The 16,971-nt window shown below is 72.2% G+C and carries 12 protein-coding genes; 9 read left to right on the top strand and 3 right to left on the bottom strand.

Annotated elements, in window-relative coordinates; translation table 11 throughout:
* Positions 1–99: 99 nt before the first annotated feature.
* Positions 100–1,965 (bottom strand): exo-alpha-sialidase, encoded by a 1,866-nt coding sequence (locus ACIG0D_RS06545; protein ID WP_399796686.1) that lies wholly within the window; start codon positions 1,963–1,965, stop codon positions 100–102.
* 274 nt (positions 1,966–2,239) lie between these two features.
* On the bottom strand, positions 2,240–3,088 hold the full coding sequence (gene fdhD / locus ACIG0D_RS06540) for a formate dehydrogenase accessory sulfurtransferase FdhD (RefSeq protein WP_399796685.1): 849 nt from the start codon (positions 3,086–3,088) through the stop codon (positions 2,240–2,242).
* A 247-nt stretch (positions 3,089–3,335) separates the two neighbouring features.
* Here fdhD and ACIG0D_RS06535 point away from each other — a divergent pair, with 247 nt between their 5' ends.
* Positions 3,336–4,283 (top strand): beta-ketoacyl-ACP synthase III, encoded by a 948-nt coding sequence (locus ACIG0D_RS06535; RefSeq protein WP_365765679.1) that lies wholly within the window; start codon positions 3,336–3,338, stop codon positions 4,281–4,283.
* A 64-nt stretch (positions 4,284–4,347) separates the two neighbouring features.
* On the opposite strand, the gene ACIG0D_RS06530 is transcribed toward ACIG0D_RS06535, so the two are convergent.
* The gene (locus tag ACIG0D_RS06530; protein ID WP_399796683.1) at positions 4,348–5,178 is read right to left on the bottom strand and encodes an NAD(P)H-binding protein; all 831 of its coding nucleotides are present in this window, start codon (positions 5,176–5,178) and stop codon (positions 4,348–4,350) included.
* A 276-nt stretch (positions 5,179–5,454) separates the two neighbouring features.
* Here ACIG0D_RS06530 and ACIG0D_RS06525 point away from each other — a divergent pair, with 276 nt between their 5' ends.
* The 8 genes from ACIG0D_RS06525 to ACIG0D_RS06490 all read left to right on the top strand — a co-directional run bounded on the left by ACIG0D_RS06525 (position 5,455) and on the right by ACIG0D_RS06490 (position 16,950).
* Positions 5,455–6,636 carry an ROK family protein gene (locus ACIG0D_RS06525; protein WP_399796681.1) on the top strand — a complete coding sequence of 394 codons (1,182 nt, stop codon included), beginning with the start codon at positions 5,455–5,457 and terminating at the stop codon, positions 6,634–6,636.
* A gap of 176 nt (positions 6,637–6,812) precedes the next feature.
* Positions 6,813–8,336, top strand: coding sequence for a sugar ABC transporter ATP-binding protein (locus ACIG0D_RS06520; protein WP_399796680.1), 1,524 nt, complete (start codon positions 6,813–6,815; stop codon positions 8,334–8,336).
* On the top strand, positions 8,333–9,352 hold the full coding sequence (locus ACIG0D_RS06515; protein WP_399796678.1) for an ABC transporter permease: 1,020 nt from the start codon (positions 8,333–8,335) through the stop codon (positions 9,350–9,352). Before ACIG0D_RS06520 ends, ACIG0D_RS06515 begins: the two co-directional genes overlap by 4 nt.
* 17 nt (positions 9,353–9,369) lie before the next feature.
* Positions 9,370–10,410 (top strand): substrate-binding domain-containing protein, encoded by a 1,041-nt coding sequence (locus ACIG0D_RS06510; RefSeq protein WP_399796677.1) that lies wholly within the window; start codon positions 9,370–9,372, stop codon positions 10,408–10,410.
* A 283-nt stretch (positions 10,411–10,693) separates the two neighbouring features.
* On the top strand, positions 10,694–11,842 hold the full coding sequence (locus ACIG0D_RS06505) for a Gfo/Idh/MocA family protein (protein ID WP_399797075.1): 1,149 nt from the start codon (positions 10,694–10,696) through the stop codon (positions 11,840–11,842).
* Between the two features lie 15 nt (positions 11,843–11,857).
* Positions 11,858–12,856 carry a sugar phosphate isomerase/epimerase family protein gene (locus ACIG0D_RS06500; RefSeq protein ID WP_399796676.1) on the top strand — a complete coding sequence of 333 codons (999 nt, stop codon included), beginning with the start codon at positions 11,858–11,860 and terminating at the stop codon, positions 12,854–12,856.
* 165 nt (positions 12,857–13,021) lie between these two features.
* Positions 13,022–15,571: a PQQ-dependent sugar dehydrogenase gene (locus tag ACIG0D_RS06495; RefSeq protein ID WP_399796675.1), complete on the top strand. Its 2,550-nt coding sequence runs from the start codon at positions 13,022–13,024 to the stop codon at positions 15,569–15,571.
* Between the two features lie 11 nt (positions 15,572–15,582).
* On the top strand, positions 15,583–16,950 hold the full coding sequence (locus ACIG0D_RS06490; protein ID WP_399796673.1) for a ThuA domain-containing protein: 1,368 nt from the start codon (positions 15,583–15,585) through the stop codon (positions 16,948–16,950).
* Positions 16,951–16,971 lie beyond the last annotated feature (21 nt).

Genomic DNA, 16,971 nt, shown 5'->3' with positions numbered 1-16,971 from the left:
GTGTCTCCCGTAACGCTCGTAACCCTTCTGACTCTCGTAACCCTTGTGACTGTCGTACGTCTCGTCGGTCGCGTCCGTCCTCGGGCACGCTCCGGGACGTTAGCGGCTGTGGTCCACCCGGTCCATGGGCAGCCACAGCACCGTGCCCGGGAGGGGCGCGTCGTCCAGCTCGGTGTCGGCCAGTGCCCGGTTCCACACCCGGACGTCGTCGATCGCGCCGGTGAAGAACGCCCGGGAGTCCATGCGCTGTCCGATGTGCACCCCGAACGGCGAGTTGCGGCTGAGCGAGCCGGACACGTCCGCCGTGGCGGCCACCGCCGCGCCGTCGACGGTCAGGGTGAGCCGCCCGCCGCCGCGCCGCAGCACCACGCGGTGCCAGCGGCCGTCGTCGAGGGCACCGGCCGCGCTCACCTCGGCCGTGCGGACGGCCCTGGCCCCCTCCCGTACGGTGATCAGCCCGCGCAGCCGGTCGTGCGCGGGCTCCGTCCACAGCCGGATCTGCGGCTGGGAGCCGCCGATGCCGCCGATCGAGAGCAGCGGCTGTTCGCCGTCGCCCGCGGTGGAGCGGAACCACAGGGACACCGTGAAGTCTCGGGTGTCCAGCTCCAGTTGGTCACGGCGGGGCAGCCGTACGGCGTCGTCGGTGCCGTCGAGGGCCAGCGCGCCGCCCGAGGCGCCGTCGCTGACGGGCGCGGCGCCGCCGAGGACGGCCGCCTGGTCGCCGTACGGACTGAGATCGCGGGTGGTCGGGTCGGGGCCGCGGGGCGGGACGAGCCAGTCCTCGGTGAAGCGGGCGAAGCGGATCTCGTCGCGGGCGTCGACGGCACCGGCCTCGTACAGCAGGCCGACGGTGTCCGGGGCGATCTCGGTCATGTCGGAGTAGCCCGCCCAGTCGCGGGTGACGACCGTGCCCCGGTCCACGCTGTCCCAGGTGCGACCGCCGTCGTGGGAGGAGCGGATCATCATCGTCCGGCGGCGGTCGGGATCGGCCGGCGCGGACAGCAGCAGGCGCGAGCCGAGCGGGAGGACCGCGCCCTGCACCTGCGGGGTGTACAGATCCGGCAGGTCCTCGAAGGGCGCGTCGAAGGTGTCGCCGCCGTCGCTGCTCACGGCCTGGGTGCGGTGGCCGAGGTCGGTGCCCTCCTGTTCCCGGCCGCCGACCAGGATCGCGCCGTCGGGGAGTTCGGCCAGGGTCGGCTCGGAGGGCTTCTGCCGGAAGACGCCGTCCTCCGCGACCGGCCAGGAGTCCGTCGCGCCGATCCGCCAGTGGTCGCCGCCGTCGTCGCTGACGATCAGCGCGGCGTGGTTCCCGGTGACCCGGCTGCCGTCCCACGTCTCGGCGTTGATCCCGAACACCAGCCGTCCCGCGCGGGGGCCGTGAGCGAGCTGGATGCCGTGCACGGGCCCGGTGGCGTACCAGGAGTTCCAGTTTGGGGGCAGGATCTCCGCGCTCAGATCGCGCGGCGCGGACCAGGTGCGGCCGTCGTCGTCGCTGTACTGCAGATGCGGGGTGCGGTCGCAGGGCACCCGGCAGCCCGCGGCGTCCGTACGGCCCGTGTTGTGCGTCTGGGCCAGCAGGATCCGGCCCGTCCCCCGGTCCACCACCGGCACCGGGTTGCCGTGCGTGTCACCGGCGCCCACGGTGACCACCTGGAGCGGGCCCCAGGTGCGACCGCCGTCCGTGGAGCGCTTGACGACGATGTCGATGTCGGCCGCGTCCCCGCAGTTCAGCACACGACCCTCGGCGAACGCGAGCAGCGTGCCCGCGGTGGTCCGCACGATGGCGGGAATGCGGAAGCAGGCGTAACCGGGGTCCTGCGAGGCCTTGAAGAGCACCTGCTGCTCGAACGTCGCCGCGCGGGCGGCGGATTGGGCGTGTGCGGGGCCCGGAAAGGCCACTGTGGCCGCGAGGACGGCGATCGTGGTGAGGGCGGATCTCGTACGGGCGAGGAGACCTGACGGCACAGTGGGTCTGCCCTTCATCGGGGCCGGAGACAGGGACATCCCCCGCCCAACGTAGGGACCCCTGGGCGGCGGTCGCCGTCTTCGACACCCACCGGCGTGGTGTGGTCACCGAGTCGGGTGTACGGGTCTGCTGACGTGCCGTCAGAGCCCGGCGCCGCCCGTGCCGAGATCGCCTCTCGTCTCGATCGCCTCGCGCGTACGCCCGGCTTGCGTCAAGGTGAACTCACGGTGGACGGCGGGCCGCAGTGCGCCCGCGTAGCTCGTGGTGCGCCGGTCAGCCCTGGGTGGCCGCGGTCCGCAGGACGAGCCGGTGTTCGCCGGCGTACACGTTCATGGAGCTGCCGCGCAGGAAGCCCACCAGCGTCAGTCCCGTCTCCGCGGCCAGGTCGACGGCGAGGGAGGACGGCGCCGACACCGCCGCCAGCACCGGGATGCCCGCCATCACCGCCTTCTGCGCCAGCTCGAAGGAGGCCCGGCCGGAGACGAGGAGGATCGCGCGGGACAGCGGCAGGCCGCCGCTCTGCAGGGCGCGGCCGACCAGCTTGTCCACCGCGTTGTGCCGGCCCACGTCCTCGCGTACGTCCAGCAGCTCGCCGTCCTCGTCGAAGAGGGCCGCCGCGTGCAGCCCGCCGGTGCGGTCGAACACCCGCTGGGCCGCGCGCAGCCGGTCGGGGAGGTCCGCCAGCAGCTCCGGGTCGAGGCGCAGCGGGGGCTCGTCGGCGATCGGGAAGCGGGCGGTCGTGCGCACCGCGTCGAGGCTGGCCTTGCCGCACAGGCCGCAGGAGGAGGTGGTGTAGACGTTGCGCTCGAGGGTGATGTCGGGGAGGGTCACACCCGGGGCGGTCTGCACGTCGACGACGTTGTAGGTGTTGGAGCCGTCCGCCGTCGCCCCCGCGCAGTAGACGATGTTGCGCAGGTCGTCCGCGGTCGCCAGGACGCCCTCGCTCACCAGGAAGCCGGCGGCCAGCGCGAAGTCGTCGCCCGGGGTGCGCATGGTGATCGCGAGCGGCTTGCCGTTCAGCCGGATCTCCAGCGGCTCCTCCGCGACGAGCGTGTCGGGGCGGGACGAGACCGCCCCGTCGCGGATGCGGATCACCTTGCGTCGTTCCGTGACTCGTCCCATGTCCCGATCAGTCCCGTCCGTCCCGGTTCGGTAGGTGCCGGCAGCCGAAGCGACCCGCACGAACTCATTGTCCTGCACGTGCCGGGCCAGGTCGCGGCTCGCTCCGCGGTACGCGCGGCTCCCCGCGGTCTGACCGAAGCCGACAATCCGGGCGGCTGTTTCCTGTGGCATCACCTGCCGTGCTACCCGTCAGTCACTGATCAGACTGGTGAACCCCGCTACCGAGGCACGAGGGGGAACCCCATCCATGAACGGCTCGCGCATCACCGCCGTCGGCCACTACCAGCCCGCGAGGGTCCTCACCAACGAGGACCTGGCGGGCATGGTCGACACCAGTGACGAGTGGATCACGTCGCGGGTCGGCATCCGTACACGCCACATCGCCGGCCCCGACGAGCCGGTGGACGAGCTGGCCGCGCATGCCGCCGCCAAGGCGCTCGCGGGGGCGGGACTCACCCCCGGCGACATCGACCTGGTGCTCGTCGCCACGTCGACGGCCGTCGACCGCTCCCCGAACATGGCCGCCCGGGTCGCCGCCCGCCTCGGCATCCCCCAGCCCGCCGCCATGGACGTCAACGTGGTGTGCGCCGGCTTCACCCACGCCCTGGCGACCGCCGACCACACCGTGCGCGCCGGGGCGGCGCGGCGGGCCCTGGTCATCGGCGCCGACAAGATGTCCGACGTCACCGACTGGACCGACCGCACCACCTGCGTGCTCGTCGGCGACGGGGCGGGGGCCGCCGTCGTGGAGGCCTGCGCGCCCGGCGAGGAGCCCGGTATCGGGCCGGTGCTGTGGGGATCGGTGCCCGAGATGGGGCACGCCGTGCGCATCGAGGGCACGCCCGCGCGGTTCGCGCAGGAGGGCCAGAGCGTCTACCGCTGGGCGACGACCCAGCTGCCCCCGCTCGCCCGCGCGGCCTGCGAACGCGCCGGGCTCGCCCCCGAGGACCTGGCCGCGGTCGTGCTGCACCAGGCCAACCTGCGCATCATCGAACCCCTCGCCGAACGGCTCGGCGCCGTCAACGCGGTCGTCGCGCGCGATGTCACGGAATCCGGCAACACGTCGGCCGCCAGCATCCCGCTCGCGTTCTCCAAGCTGGTGGAGCGGGGCGCGGTGACGAGCGGCGACCCGGTGCTGCTGTTCGGCTTCGGCGGCAATCTGTCGTACGCCGGACAGGTCGTCCGGTGTCCGTGACGCCGCCCGCGACGCCGTAGCCGCACCGGAGCGGGTAGCGCGCGCTGTCGAACGCCGGCTCGGATCACCGGAAGGCGTCCGCGTGCGTCCGCGCCCACTGGTCGAAGGTGCGCGGCTCCCGTCCCGTCACCTCCCGCACCGTCGGCCGCACCACGGACTCGTCCAGGGTGCCGTCGACGAAGAAGCTGACGATCGCGTCCGCGAACGGCTTGGGCATCGCCGCCTCCAGCTCGGCACGCGCCTCCTCGGGACCGAGCCCCACGGCGCGCAGATCCCGGCCCAGTACCTCGCCGAGGACGCGCACCCGGTCGGCGGGCAACAGCGCCTGCGGACCGGTCAGTTCGAGGGCACGGCCGGAGTGCGCGTCGGAGAGCAGGGCGTGCAGGGCGCACTGCGCGATGTCGTAGGGGTCGATGTCGGTGGTGTACACGTCCGGGAACGGCACCCGTACGGTGTCGCCCGCGCGGATCTGGTCCACCAGGCGCAGCGCGTTCGACATGAAGCTGGTGGGCCGCAGGAAGGTCCAGGCCAGCCCCGACTCGCGTACCGAGTCCTCGGCGTCGATCAGGTAGGCCGAGACGGCGTTGGTCCGGTCCCCGGTCCCCGCCGATCCGCCGGACAGCATCACCACCCGCTCCACCCCGGCGTCCCGCGCGTCGGCGAGGATCCGCCGCTGCCCGCCGTAGCCCGGCATCAGGAACATCGCTCGGACGCCCTTCAGCGCGTCGCGCACCGTCTCCGGGCGGTCCAGATCGCCCGCCACGGCCTCGACTCCGGCCGGTAACCCGTCCGTCCGGCCCGACCGGCTCAGCGCCCGCACCGGCTCCCCGGCCTCCGCGAGCGCGTGGACCAGCTCGGAGCCGACGTTCCCCGTGGCACCCGTCACCAAGATCACAGACGTTTCCCCTCCCCATGCCCGGTCCGCGGCCCGGCCCGGATCGTGCCCTCATCCTCGGGGTCAACGCCCGGCGGCGCCAGGGCCTTCGGGTCGCGCCCCGCACCAGCCGTGACCGGCGCACCCCCCGCCTTTGTCCTGTGAGTGGAAAAAGTCATGGGCAATTCCTGCGCGACTTCTTCCCACCTCCGGTAGCCGCTGCTACGTTCCCCTCGAAAGCCAGAGGCAACGGCAACCGCGAGGGCCGGAACGAGGCGGGAGGGGCACGTGAGACGTATGACCGCGCGACCCGCGAACGCCCATCAGGCCAGACTGCTGAAGCTGTTGCGCGACGGCGGGCCCAACTCCCGGGCCCAGCTGGGCGACCAGATCGACCTGTCGCGGTCCAAACTGGCCGTGGAGGTCGACCGGCTGCTGGAGACGGGCCTGGTCGTGGCCGACGGACTCGCCGCCTCGCGCGGCGGCCGGCGCTCCCACAACATCCGGCTCGCCCCCGAACTGCGGTTCCTCGGCGTCGACATCGGCGCCACCTCCATCGACGTCGCCGTCACCAACGCGGAACTCGAGATCCTGGGTCACATCACCCAGCCCATGGAGGTCCGCGAGGGACCGGTCGCCGTCTTCGAGCAAGTCCTCGTCATGGCAGGCAAGTTGAAGGCCTCGGGGCTCGCCGAGGGTTTCGACGGCGCCGGCATCGGCGTCCCCGGCCCGGTCCGCTTCCCCGAGGGCATCCCCGTGGCGCCCCCGATCATGCCGGGCTGGGACGGCTTCCCCGTCCGGGAGGCCCTCAGCCAGGAACTCGGCTGCCCCGTCATGGTCGACAACGACGTGAACCTGATGGCCATGGGGGAGCAGCACGCGGGCGTCGCCCGCTCCGTCGGCGACTTCCTCTGCGTCAAGATCGGCACCGGTATCGGCTGCGGGATCGTCGTCGGCGGGGCGGTCCACCGCGGCACCACGGGCAGCGCCGGCGACATCGGCCACATCCAGGCCGTATCCGACGGCCGCCCGTGCGCCTGCGGCAACCGCGGCTGCCTGGAGGCCCACTTCAGCGGCGCCGCCCTCGCCCGGGACGCCCTGGAGGCCGCCCAGCAGGGGCAGTCCGCCGAACTCGCCGCCCGCCTGGAGGCGAACGGCACCCTCACCGCCGTAGACGTCGCCGCCGCTGCCGCCGCGGGCGACGCCGTCTCGCTCGACCTGATCCGCGAGGGCGGCACCCGCACCGGCCAGGTCATCGCCGGCCTGGTCAGCTTCTTCAACCCCGGCCTGGTGGTGATCGGCGGCGGGGTGACCGGCCTCGGCCACACCCTGCTCGCCGCGATCCGCACCCAGGTCTACCGCCAGTCGCTGCCGCTGGCGACCGGCAACCTGCCCATCGTGCTGGGGGAGTTGGGCCCCACCGCCGGTGTCATCGGCGCGGCCCGCCTCATCAGCGACCACCTGTTCTCACCCGCGTAAAGCACACCCTCGTACGTCCCCGTACGACCGCACGACCGTACGTCCCGAGTACGACCTCGTCAGTTCGGCACACCAGCTCAGCGCACTGCCCTGCCCTGCTCAGCCCTGCCCTGTCCTGCCCCGCTCCACCCTCGCCCTGAACCGGCCCGCACCCACGCCCGCCGAGGGGAACCCACATGGCACCAGAACCACCGCTGCTCAGCATGTCCGGCATCACCAAGTCGTTCCCCGGAGTCCGGGCCCTGGACGGGGTCGACCTCGACGTCCAGGCCGGTGAAGTGCACTGCCTGCTCGGCCAGAACGGGGCCGGGAAGTCCACCCTCATCAAGGTCCTCGCCGGTGCCCACCAGCCGGACGGCGGCACCATCCGCTGGCGCGGCGAGCCGGTCACGCTGCGCTCCCCGATCGCCGCCATGCGCCTCGGTATCGCGACCATCTACCAGGAACTCGACCTGGTGGAACACCTGTCGGTGGCCGAGAACGTCCATCTCGGCCACGAACCCACGGCCGCCGGATTCGTCGTACGGCGCGGCGCCGCCCGGGCGTCGACAGCCGCGCTGCTCAAGCGTCTCGGGCACCCGGAGATCGATCCGGCGCGCCTGGTCGGGGAGTTGTCGGCGGCGCAGCAGCAGATCGTGTCCATGGCGCGGGCGCTCTCCCACGACGTACGGCTGATCGTGATGGACGAGCCGTCCGCCGCGCTCGACCCCGACGAGGTCGACAACCTGTTCCGGATCGTCGGCGACCTCACCGCCGACGGCGTCGCGGTCGTCTACATCTCGCACCGGCTGGAGGAGATCCGCCGGATCGGCGACCGGGTGACCGTGCTGAAGGACGGGCGGGCGGTGGCGGGCGGGCTGCCCGCGAAGACGACGCCGACGCGGGACGTCGTGGCCCTGATGACCGGCCGGAACGTGGAGTACGTGTTCCCGGCGCGGCCGGCCGCTCCGGCACCCGGGGCACGGCGGCCCGTGCTGGAGGTGCGAGGGCTCGCGCGGGACGGCGAGTTCGCGCCACTGGATCTCACGGTGCACGCGGGGGAGATCGTCGGGCTGGCCGGGCTGGTCGGATCGGGACGGTCGGAGATCCTGGAGACGGTCTACGGCGCGCGCAAGCCGACGGCGGGTCAGGTCCTCGTCGGCGGACGGCCGTTGAAGACCGGCAGCGTCCGGGCCGCCGTCCGCGCCGGCCTCGGCCTCGCCCCCGAGGAACGCAAGGCGCAGGCCCTGCTCATGCTGGAGTCCGTCACCCGCAACGTCTCCGTCTCCACCCTGTCCCGCTTCTCCCGCGGCGGCTGGATCGACCGCGGCGCCGAACTGGGCGCGGCCCGGGCGGCGACCCGTGAGCTGTCGCTGCGGCCGGACAACCCGTCGGTGCCCGTGCGCACCCTCTCCGGCGGCAACCAGCAGAAGGCCGTCCTGGCGCGCTGGCTGCTGCGCGGCTGCAAGGTGCTGCTGCTCGACGAACCCACCCGGGGTGTCGACGTCGGCGCCCGCGCCGAGCTGTACGCGGTGGTCCGCCGGCTGGCGGACGAAGGTCTCGCCGTGCTCCTCGTCTCCAGCGAGGTGCCCGAGGTGCTGGGCCTCGCCGACCGCGTGCTGGTGCTGCGCGAGGGCCGCGTCGTCCACACCGCGCCCGCCGGCGAACTCGACGAACACCGCGTACTCGACCTCGTGATGGAAGGAAGCCCGGCGTCATGACGCAGCCCGTCTCCCCGCCGCGGGGCGCCCCCGACAAGGCGCCGCCGGCCGCCCCCCGCCCCGCCTGGCGCACCCTGGTGTTCCGCGCCGACGTGCGCACCCTCTCCCTGCTGGGCGTGCTGGCCGCGCTCGTCGTCATCGGCGGCATCACCAAGCCCGACGAGTTCCTGGACACCCGCAACCTCCAGCTCGTCCTCACCCAGGCCTCGGTGATCGGTGTCGTCACCGTCGGCATGACCTTCGTGATCACCTCCGGCGGCATCGACCTGTCCGTCGGCGCGATCGTCGCCCTCGCCTCGGTCTGGGCGACGACGGTCGCCACCCAGGAGTACGGCTTCGGCGGCATCCTGTTCACCGCGGTCCTGGTCGGCGTCGGCTGCGGACTGGTCAACGGACTACTGATCGCCTACGGCGGCATGGTCCCGTTCATCGCCACGCTCGCCATGCTGGCCTCCGCGCGCGGACTGGCGCTCCAGATCACCGACGGCAAGACGCAGATCGTCACCGTCGACGGCATCCTCGACCTCGGCGAACGCGACGCGTACGTCTTCGGCATACCGCCGCTCGTCCTCGTCTTCGCCGCCGTCACGGTCATCGGCTGGCTGGTGCTGAACCGCACCACCTTCGGCCGCCGCACCGTCGCCGTCGGCGGCAACGCGGAGGCCGCCCGGCTCGCCGGCATCGACGTCCGCCGCCAGCGCCTCTACCTCTATCTGCTGTCCGGGCTGTGCTGCGGCATCGCCGCCTTCCTGCTGATCATCCTGTCCGGCTCCGGCCAGAACACCAACGGCAACCTCTACGAGCTCGACGCCATCGCCGCCGCGATCATCGGCGGAACCCTGCTCAGCGGCGGTCGCGGCACCATCACGGGCTCCGTGCTCGGCGTCCTGATCTTCACCACGATCACCAACATCTTCGCCCTGAACAACCTGCAGAGCGACGTCCAGCAGATCGCCAAGGGCGCGATCATCGTCGCCGCCGTGCTGGTCCAGCGCCGTACCGCAAGCACGACCTGAGGAAAGGGTTCACCACCATGTCGCACCTCCCCAGTCGCAGAGGACTGCTCTTCGGGACCGCCGCCGTCTCCGCGGGTGCCCTCCTCGCAGGTTGCACGAGTAACGAGAAGGACGACGACAAGCCCGCCGCCGACGACCAGCCCGCCGCCGACGACAAGCCGGGCAAGCAGGTCACCATCGGTTTCGCCGGGCCCCAGGCCGACCACGGCTGGCTCAACGCGATCAACGAGAACGCCAAGAGCCGCGCCGAGAAGTACCAGGACGTCACCCTGGAGATCACCGAGGGCTCCAACGACACGGCCCAGCAGATCGGCCAGATCGAGACCCTGATCAACAAGAAGGTCGACGTGCTGGTCGTCCTGCCCGCCGACGGCAAGGCCCTCACCCAGGTCGGCCTGAAGGCGATGCGCGCCGGCATCCCCGTCGTGAACCTCGACCGCATCTTCAACACCCCGCAGGCGTACCGCTGCTGGATCGGCGGCGACAACTACGGCATGGGCCTCAACGCCGGTCACTACATCGGCGAAAAGCTCAAGGACAAGCCCACCGCCCGCGTCATCGAACTCGCCGGCCTCGACAACCTGGAGCTGACCAAGCAGCGCACCCAGGGCTTCGACGACGCCCTCAAGAACTACCCCAACATCAAGAAGGTGGCCCGCCAGGCCGCCGAGTTCACCGTCGAGTCCGGGCAGGCCAAGATGGCGCAACTGCTCCAGGCGCAGCCTGAGTTCGACGCCCTGTGGAACCACGACGACGACCAGGGCGTGGGCGCGCTGCGCGCCATCGAACAGGCCGGACGCGACGACTTCCTGATGGTCGGCGGAGCCGGTGCGCTCTCCGCCTTCCAGGCCATCAAGCAGGACGACGGCGTCCTCAAGGCGACGGTCCTCTACCCGCCCACCATGGCCGCGTCCGCGATCGACCTCGCCCGCGCCCTCGGCCAGGGCAAGGGCGTCGGCGGTCTCGCCGAGTTCGAGATCCCGGCGTCCATCACCCTCTACTCGGCCGTGGTCGACAAGACCAACGTCGACCAGTACATGCCCACCGGCTTCGAGTGAGGCGTCCTGCCGCACCCCCCACCGCGCACGGCCCGGGCCGCCCCGGCGGCCCACTGACGAGGAGGACATCTGCATGGAAGAGCCGGAGCAGTCCGCAGCACGGGAGCGGCCCGTGGCACCGGAGCGGTCCGCGGCACCGGAGCGGCCCGTGGCACCGGAGCGGTCCGCGGCGACCGAGCACTCCACGGCGACCGAGCACTCCACGGCACCCGAGCAGTCCCCGGCACCCGAGCGGTCCCCGGCGGCGGAATCGGGAACGGACCGGCCCCCGCTGCGCATCGGCATGGTCGGCTACGCCTTCATGGGCGCCGCCCACTCCCAGGGCTGGCGCACCGCGGGCCGCGTCTTCGACCTGCCCCGGCGCCCGGTCCTGGCCGCGATCTGCGGACGGGACGCGGACGCGGTACGCGCGGCGGCCGACCGGCACGGCTGGGCCGCCGCCGAGACCGACTGGCGCGCGCTGATCGCCCGGGACGACGTCGACCTCGTCGACATCTGCACCCCCGGCGACAGCCACGCAGAGATCGCGCTCGCCGCCCTCGCCGCCGGCAAGCACGTCCTGTGCGAGAAGCCCCTCGCGAACACCGTCGAGGAGGCCGAGGCGATGGCCGAGGCCGCCGAAAGCGCCTACCGGCGCGGGCAGTTGGCGATGGTCGGGTTCAACTACCGCCGCGTCCCCGCCACCGCGCTCGCCCGGCGGATGGTCGCCGAGGGCCGCCTCGGCACCCTGCGGCACGTGCGGGTGTCGTACCTCCAGGACTGGCTGGTCGACCCCGAGTTCCCGCTCACCTGGCGGCTGCGCAAGGAACTGGCCGGCTCCGGCTCGCTCGGCGACCTCGGCGCGCACATCGTCGACCTCGCCCAGTACCTGGCGGGGGAGCCGCTGGCCGGGGTCTCCGCGCTCACCGAGACGTTCGTACGGCAGCGCCCGCTGCCCGGCGGACCCACCTCGGGCCTCACCGCCGTCTCCTCGGGCGGCACCGGGACCGTCACCGTCGACGACGCCGCCCTGTTCACCGGCCGCTTCGCCTCCGGCGCCCTCGCCTCCTTCGAGGCCACCCGGTACGCCACGGGCCGCAAGAACGCCCTGCGCCTCGAACTCAATGGCGAACACGGCTCGCTCGCCTTCGACCTGGAGCGGCTGAACGAGCTGTGGTTCCACGACGCCACCGAACCCGGTGAGCACGCCGGCTTCCGCCGCATCCTCGTCACCGAACCCGAACACCCCTACCTGGACGCCTGGTGGCCGCCGGGGCACGGCCTCGGCTACGAGCACACCTTCGTCCACCAGGCCCGCGACCTGGTCCACGCGGTCGCCGAGGGCCGCCGCCCCGAGCCCTCCTTCGCCGACGGGCTCCAGGTGCAGCGCGTCCTCGCGGCGGTCGAGGAGAGCGCCGAGAAGAACTCCGTCTACACGCCGATCGCCGCCTGAGGAGGAGACAGCCGTATGCCGCGCAGGTTCACGCTCTTCACCGGTCAGTGGGCCGACCTCCCGCTGGAGGAGGTCTGCCGCCTCGCCCGTGACTTCGGCTACGACGGCCTCGAACTCGCCTGCTGGGGCGACCACTTCGAGGTCGACAAGGCGCTCGCCGACCCGTCGTACGTCGCCTCCCGCCACCAGCTGCTCGACAAGTACGGCCTGAAGTGCTGGGCGATCTCCAACCACCTCGTCGGCCAGGCCGTCTGCGACGCCATCATCGACGAACGCCACCAGGCGATCCTGCCGCCCGGCATCTGGGGCGACGGCGACCCCGAGGGGGTGCGGCAGCGGGCGGCGGCCCGGATGAAGGACACCGCGCGCGCCGCCGCGGCCCTTGGCGTCGACACCGTCATCGGCTTCACCGGCTCCGCGATCTGGCACCTGGTCGCCATGTTCCCGCCCGCGCCCGAGTGGATGATCGAGCGCGGCTACGAGGACTTCGCCGAGCGCTGGAATCCGATCCTCGACGTCTTCGACGCCGAGGGCGTGCGGTTCGCGCACGAGGTCCACCCCAGCGAGATCGCCTACGACTACTGGACGACCGTACGCGCCCTGGACGCGGTCGACCGCCGGCCGGCCTTCGGCCTCAACTTCGACCCCTCGCACTTCGTCTGGCAGGACCTCGACCCGGTCGGCTTCCTGTGGGACTTCCGCGAGCGGATCTACCACGTCGACTGCAAGGAGGCCCGCACCCGCCTCGACGGCCGCAACGGCCGCCTCGGGTCCCACCTGCCGTGGGGCGACCCGCGGCGCGGCTGGGACTTCGTTTCGGCCGGACACGGTGACGTGCCGTGGGAGGACGTCTTCCGGATGCTGCGGTCCATCGACTATCAAGGACCGGTCTCCGTCGAGTGGGAGGACGCGGGCATGGACCGGCTCCAGGGCGCGCCGGAGGCACTGACCCGCCTCAGGGCGTACGACTTCGAGCCGCCGTCGGCCTCCTTCGACGCAGCGTTCGGCAACTGAACGGCCCCGGTGCCGGGCCGGCGGCCCCACCGCCGGCCGGCACCGGACGGGCACGGCAGCACACCGCGCCACCGCACCACCGCACCACCGCACGATTCTCCGGGATGACGGCGCATCCCGGCGTACGCACCCGCCCGTACAACCGGCCCCTTTCTGGAGGCATTCGTGCACGGGAACGACCGGAACGACCCCACGACCGGCACCGGCAGAACAGACATCCACAGACGACGCCGCCCGACCCTGCGCTCAGCCGTCGCCCTGCTCGGCGGCATGCTGCTGGCGGGCACCTCCCTCACCTTCGTGGCGCCTCAGGCCGGCGCAGCCGTGGCCGACCGGGGCGCCGTAGCCGACCGGACGGCCGCAGCCGACCGGGACGCCGTGGCCGCCGAGGACTTCCAGCAGGTCACCCTCGCCAAGGGCGAGGCGGAGGTGGGCGAGCCCATGTCGCTCGCCGTCCTCCCGGACCGCTCCGTCCTGCACACCTCACGCGACGGCGAACTGCGCCTCACCGACGCCGCGGGCAACACCCGGCTGGCCGGGAAGATCGACGTCTACAGCCATGACGAGGAAGGCCTCCAAGGCATCGGCGTCGACCCCGGCTTCGCGGAGAACCGTTTCATCTATCTGTACTACGCGCCCCCGCTGAACACCCCCGCGGGCGACGCCCCCGAGACCGGCACCGCCGCCGACTTCGCCCCCTTCGACGGCGTCAACCGCCTCTCCCGGTTCGTGCTGAAGACGGACGGCACCCTCGACACCACCAGCGAGAAGAAGATCCTCGACGTTCCGGCCAGCCGCGGCATCTGCTGCCATGTCGGCGGCGACATCGACTTCGACGCGGCGGGCAACCTGTACCTGTCGACCGGCGACGACTCCAACCCGTTCCAGTCGGACGGCTACACCCCGATCGACGAGCGCGCGAACCGCAATCCCGCCTTCGACGCCCAGCGGACCTCCGGCAACACCAACGACCTGCGCGGCAAGATCCTGCGCATCAAGGTGAACGCCGACGGCTCCTACTCCGTCCCCGAGGGCAACCTCTTCCCGCCCGGCACCGACAAGACCCGGCCCGAGATCTACGCGATGGGCTTCCGCAACCCGTTCCGGTTCAGCGTCGACAAGAAGACCGGGATCCTGTACGTCGGCGACTACGGACCGGACGCGGGCGCCGCCGACCCGGCCCGCGGCCCGGCCGGCCAGGTCGAGTTCGCCCGCGTCACCGGCCCCGGCAACTTCGGCTGGCCGTACTGCACCGGCGACAACGACGCGTACATCGACTACGACTTCGCGACGAAGACCTCCGGCGCGGCCTTCGACTGCGCCGCCCCGAAGAACACCTCGCCGAACAACACGGGCCTGACCGACCTGCCCCCGGCCCAGGCCGCGTGGATCCCGTACGACGGCGGCTCCGTCCCCGAGTTCGGCACCGGCTCCGAGTCCCCGATGGGCGGCCCGGTCTACCGCTACGACCCGGCGCTCGACTCGCCGGTGAAGTTCCCCGAGGCGTACGACGGCGACTTCTTCGCCGGTGAGTTCGGACGGCGCTGGATCAAGCGGATCGAGCACGGTGCCGACGGCACGGTGAACGCGATCTCCGACGTCCCGTGGACCGGCACCCAGGTCATGGACATGGCCTTCGGCCCGGACGGCGCGCTGTACGTCCTCGACTACGGCACCGCCTGGTTCGGCGGCGACGACAACTCCGGCCTGTACCGCATCGAGAACGCCACCGACGGCCACTCCCCGGTCGCCCAGGCCGCCGCGAACCGCACCTCCGGCCAGGCCCCGCTGAGGATTCGTTTCTCCTCCGAGGGGACGACCGACCAGGACGGCGACGCCCTGACGTACCACTGGGACTTCGGCGACGGCGCCACCTCCACCGAGCCGCACCCCACCCACCGCTACCGCAAGAACGGCACCTACACGGCGACCGTGACCGCCAAGGACCCGACCGGCCGCACCGGCAGCGCCAGCGTGCGGATCGTCGTCGGCAACACCGCGCCCACCGTGGTCCTGGAGACACCGAAGGACGGACAGCTCTTCAGCTTCGGTGACGCCATCCCGTTCAAGGTGCGGGTCACCGACCCCGAGGACGGCACCGCCATCGACTGCGCCAAGGTCAAGGTCACCTTCATCCTCGGCCACGACTCCCACGGCCACCCGCTGACCTCGGCCAACGGCTGCACCGGCACCCTCCAGACCAGCGCCGACGGCGGCCACGACGAGGACGCCAACATCTTCGGCGTGATCGACGCCGAGTACACCGACGGCGGAGGCGGCGGCCAGGCCCCGCTCACCACCCACGACCAGAACGTCGCCCAGCCCAAGCACCGCCAGGCCGAGCACTTCGGCAACGGCTCCGGGGTCTCCGTCATCACCAAGGAGACCGCGCACGGCGGGCGCACCGTCGGCAACGTCCACAACGGCGACTGGATCTCCTTCACGCCGTACCTGCTGAACAACGCCGAGAGCGTCACCGCCCGCGTCTCCTCCGGCGGCGCGGGCGGCACCCTCGAGATCCGCGCCGGCTCCTCGACCGGCACCCTGCTCGGCAAGGCCACCGTGCCGGTGACCGGCGGCTGGGAGGTCTTCCAGGACGTCACCGCCGACCTCTCCCGCGCACCACGCGGCACCACCACGCTGTACCTCGTCTTCAAGGGCAGCGGCACGGGCGCGCTGTTCGACGTGGACGACTTCACCTTCACGACCGGCTGAGCGGAGGCGGTATGCGATCCATCGGACGACTGACCCTCGCGGCCACCGCGGGCGCGCTGCTGCTCGGCGGCGTGGTGGCACAGCCCGCCGTCTCGGCCGGCGAACGGGACGACGAGGACCGGGACGGCCGGCGGGTGCTGGTCTTCTCCAAGACCGCCGGTTTCCGCCACGACTCCATCCCGGACGGCGTCGCCGCCGTCCGCGCCCTCGGCGAACGCGGCGGCTTCACCGTCGACGCCACCGAGGACGCGGGCGCCTTCACCCCGGCGAACCTGCGCCGCTACGACGCGGTGGTCTTCCTGTCGACGACCGGCGACGTCCTGAACGCCACCCAGCAGTCCGCGTTCGAGGGCTACATCCGCCGCGGCGGCGGCTACGTCGGCGTCCACGCCGCCGCCGACACCGAGTACGACTGGGCGTTCTACGGCGGCCTCGCCGGCGCCTACTTCCAGTCCCACCCGGCGATCCAGCCGGCCGAGGTGGAGGTCGAGGACCGCGCCCACCCGGCGACATCCGGGCTGGCACGGACCTGGAACCGCACGGACGAGTGGTACAACTACCGCTCCAACCCACGCGAACGCGCCCACGTCCTCGCCTCCCTCGACGAGTCCTCGTACAGCGGCGGCACCATGCACGGCGACCACCCGATCGCCTGGTGCCAGACCTACCAGGGCGGCCGCGCCTTCTACACGGGCGGCGGCCACACCAAGGAGTCCTTCGCCGAACCGGAGTTCCGCGAGCACCTGCTCGGCGGGATCCGGTACGCGATCGGCGACGCCCAGGCCGACTGCCGCCCGGAGAACGGCTACCGTCCGCTCTTCGACGGCACCTCCCTGGACGGCTGGCGCCAGGCCGGCCCGGGCTCCTTCACCCTCTCCGACGACGGCACGATCACCTCGTCCGGCGGCATGGGGATGCTCTGGTACGCCGCCTCCGGCTTCTCCTCCTACTCGCTGAAGCTGGACTGGCGCATGGCCGGTGACGACAACTCGGGCGTCTTCGTCGGCTTCCCGCCGTCGGACGACCCCTGGTCGGCGGTGAACAACGGCTACGAGATCCAGATCGACGCCACCGACGTACCGGAGAAGACCACCGGTTCCGTCTACGGCTTCCAGTCCGCCGACCTCAGAAAGCGCGACCGCGCGCTGAACCCGCCGGGGGAGTGGAACACGTACGAGATCCGCGTGGAGGGCGAACGCCTCCGCGTCTGGCTCAACGGCGTGAAGATCAACGATTTCACCAACACCGACCCGGCCCGGAGCCTGCGGGACGGACACTTCGGCATCCAGAACCACGGAGCCGAGGACCAGGTGTCCTTCCGCGACATCCGGATCAAGGAACTGCCCGCGACCGCGTCCCGGGGCTCGCAGGGCGACTGAACGGCGGCGGGCGGGGGACGC

It is taken from the genome of Streptomyces sp. NPDC052773 (assembly GCF_044547145.1).
GTDB lineage: Bacteria > Actinomycetota > Actinomycetes > Streptomycetales > Streptomycetaceae > Streptomyces.
This window is presented reverse-complemented; position numbering and strand designations above follow the sequence as displayed.

Bases quoted from the DNA above. Each gene is read 5' to 3' on its own strand.
- fdhD (WP_399796685.1), bottom strand. From the start codon at position 3,088: ATGGGACGAGTCACGGAACGACGCAAGGTGATCCGCATCCGCGACGGG.
- ACIG0D_RS06535 (WP_365765679.1), top strand. From the start codon at position 3,336: ATGAACGGCTCGCGCATCACCGCCGTCGGCCACTACCAGCCCGCGAGG.
- ACIG0D_RS06525 (WP_399796681.1), top strand. From the start codon at position 5,455: ATGACCGCGCGACCCGCGAACGCCCATCAGGCCAGACTGCTGAAGCTG.
- ACIG0D_RS06520 (WP_399796680.1), top strand. From the start codon at position 6,813: ATGGCACCAGAACCACCGCTGCTCAGCATGTCCGGCATCACCAAGTCG.
- ACIG0D_RS06515 (WP_399796678.1), top strand. From the start codon at position 8,333: ATGACGCAGCCCGTCTCCCCGCCGCGGGGCGCCCCCGACAAGGCGCCG.
- ACIG0D_RS06510 (WP_399796677.1), top strand. From the start codon at position 9,370: ATGTCGCACCTCCCCAGTCGCAGAGGACTGCTCTTCGGGACCGCCGCC.
- ACIG0D_RS06505 (WP_399797075.1), top strand. From the start codon at position 10,694: ATGGTCGGCTACGCCTTCATGGGCGCCGCCCACTCCCAGGGCTGGCGC.
- ACIG0D_RS06500 (WP_399796676.1), top strand. From the start codon at position 11,858: ATGCCGCGCAGGTTCACGCTCTTCACCGGTCAGTGGGCCGACCTCCCG.
- ACIG0D_RS06490 (WP_399796673.1), top strand. From the start codon at position 15,583: ATGCGATCCATCGGACGACTGACCCTCGCGGCCACCGCGGGCGCGCTG.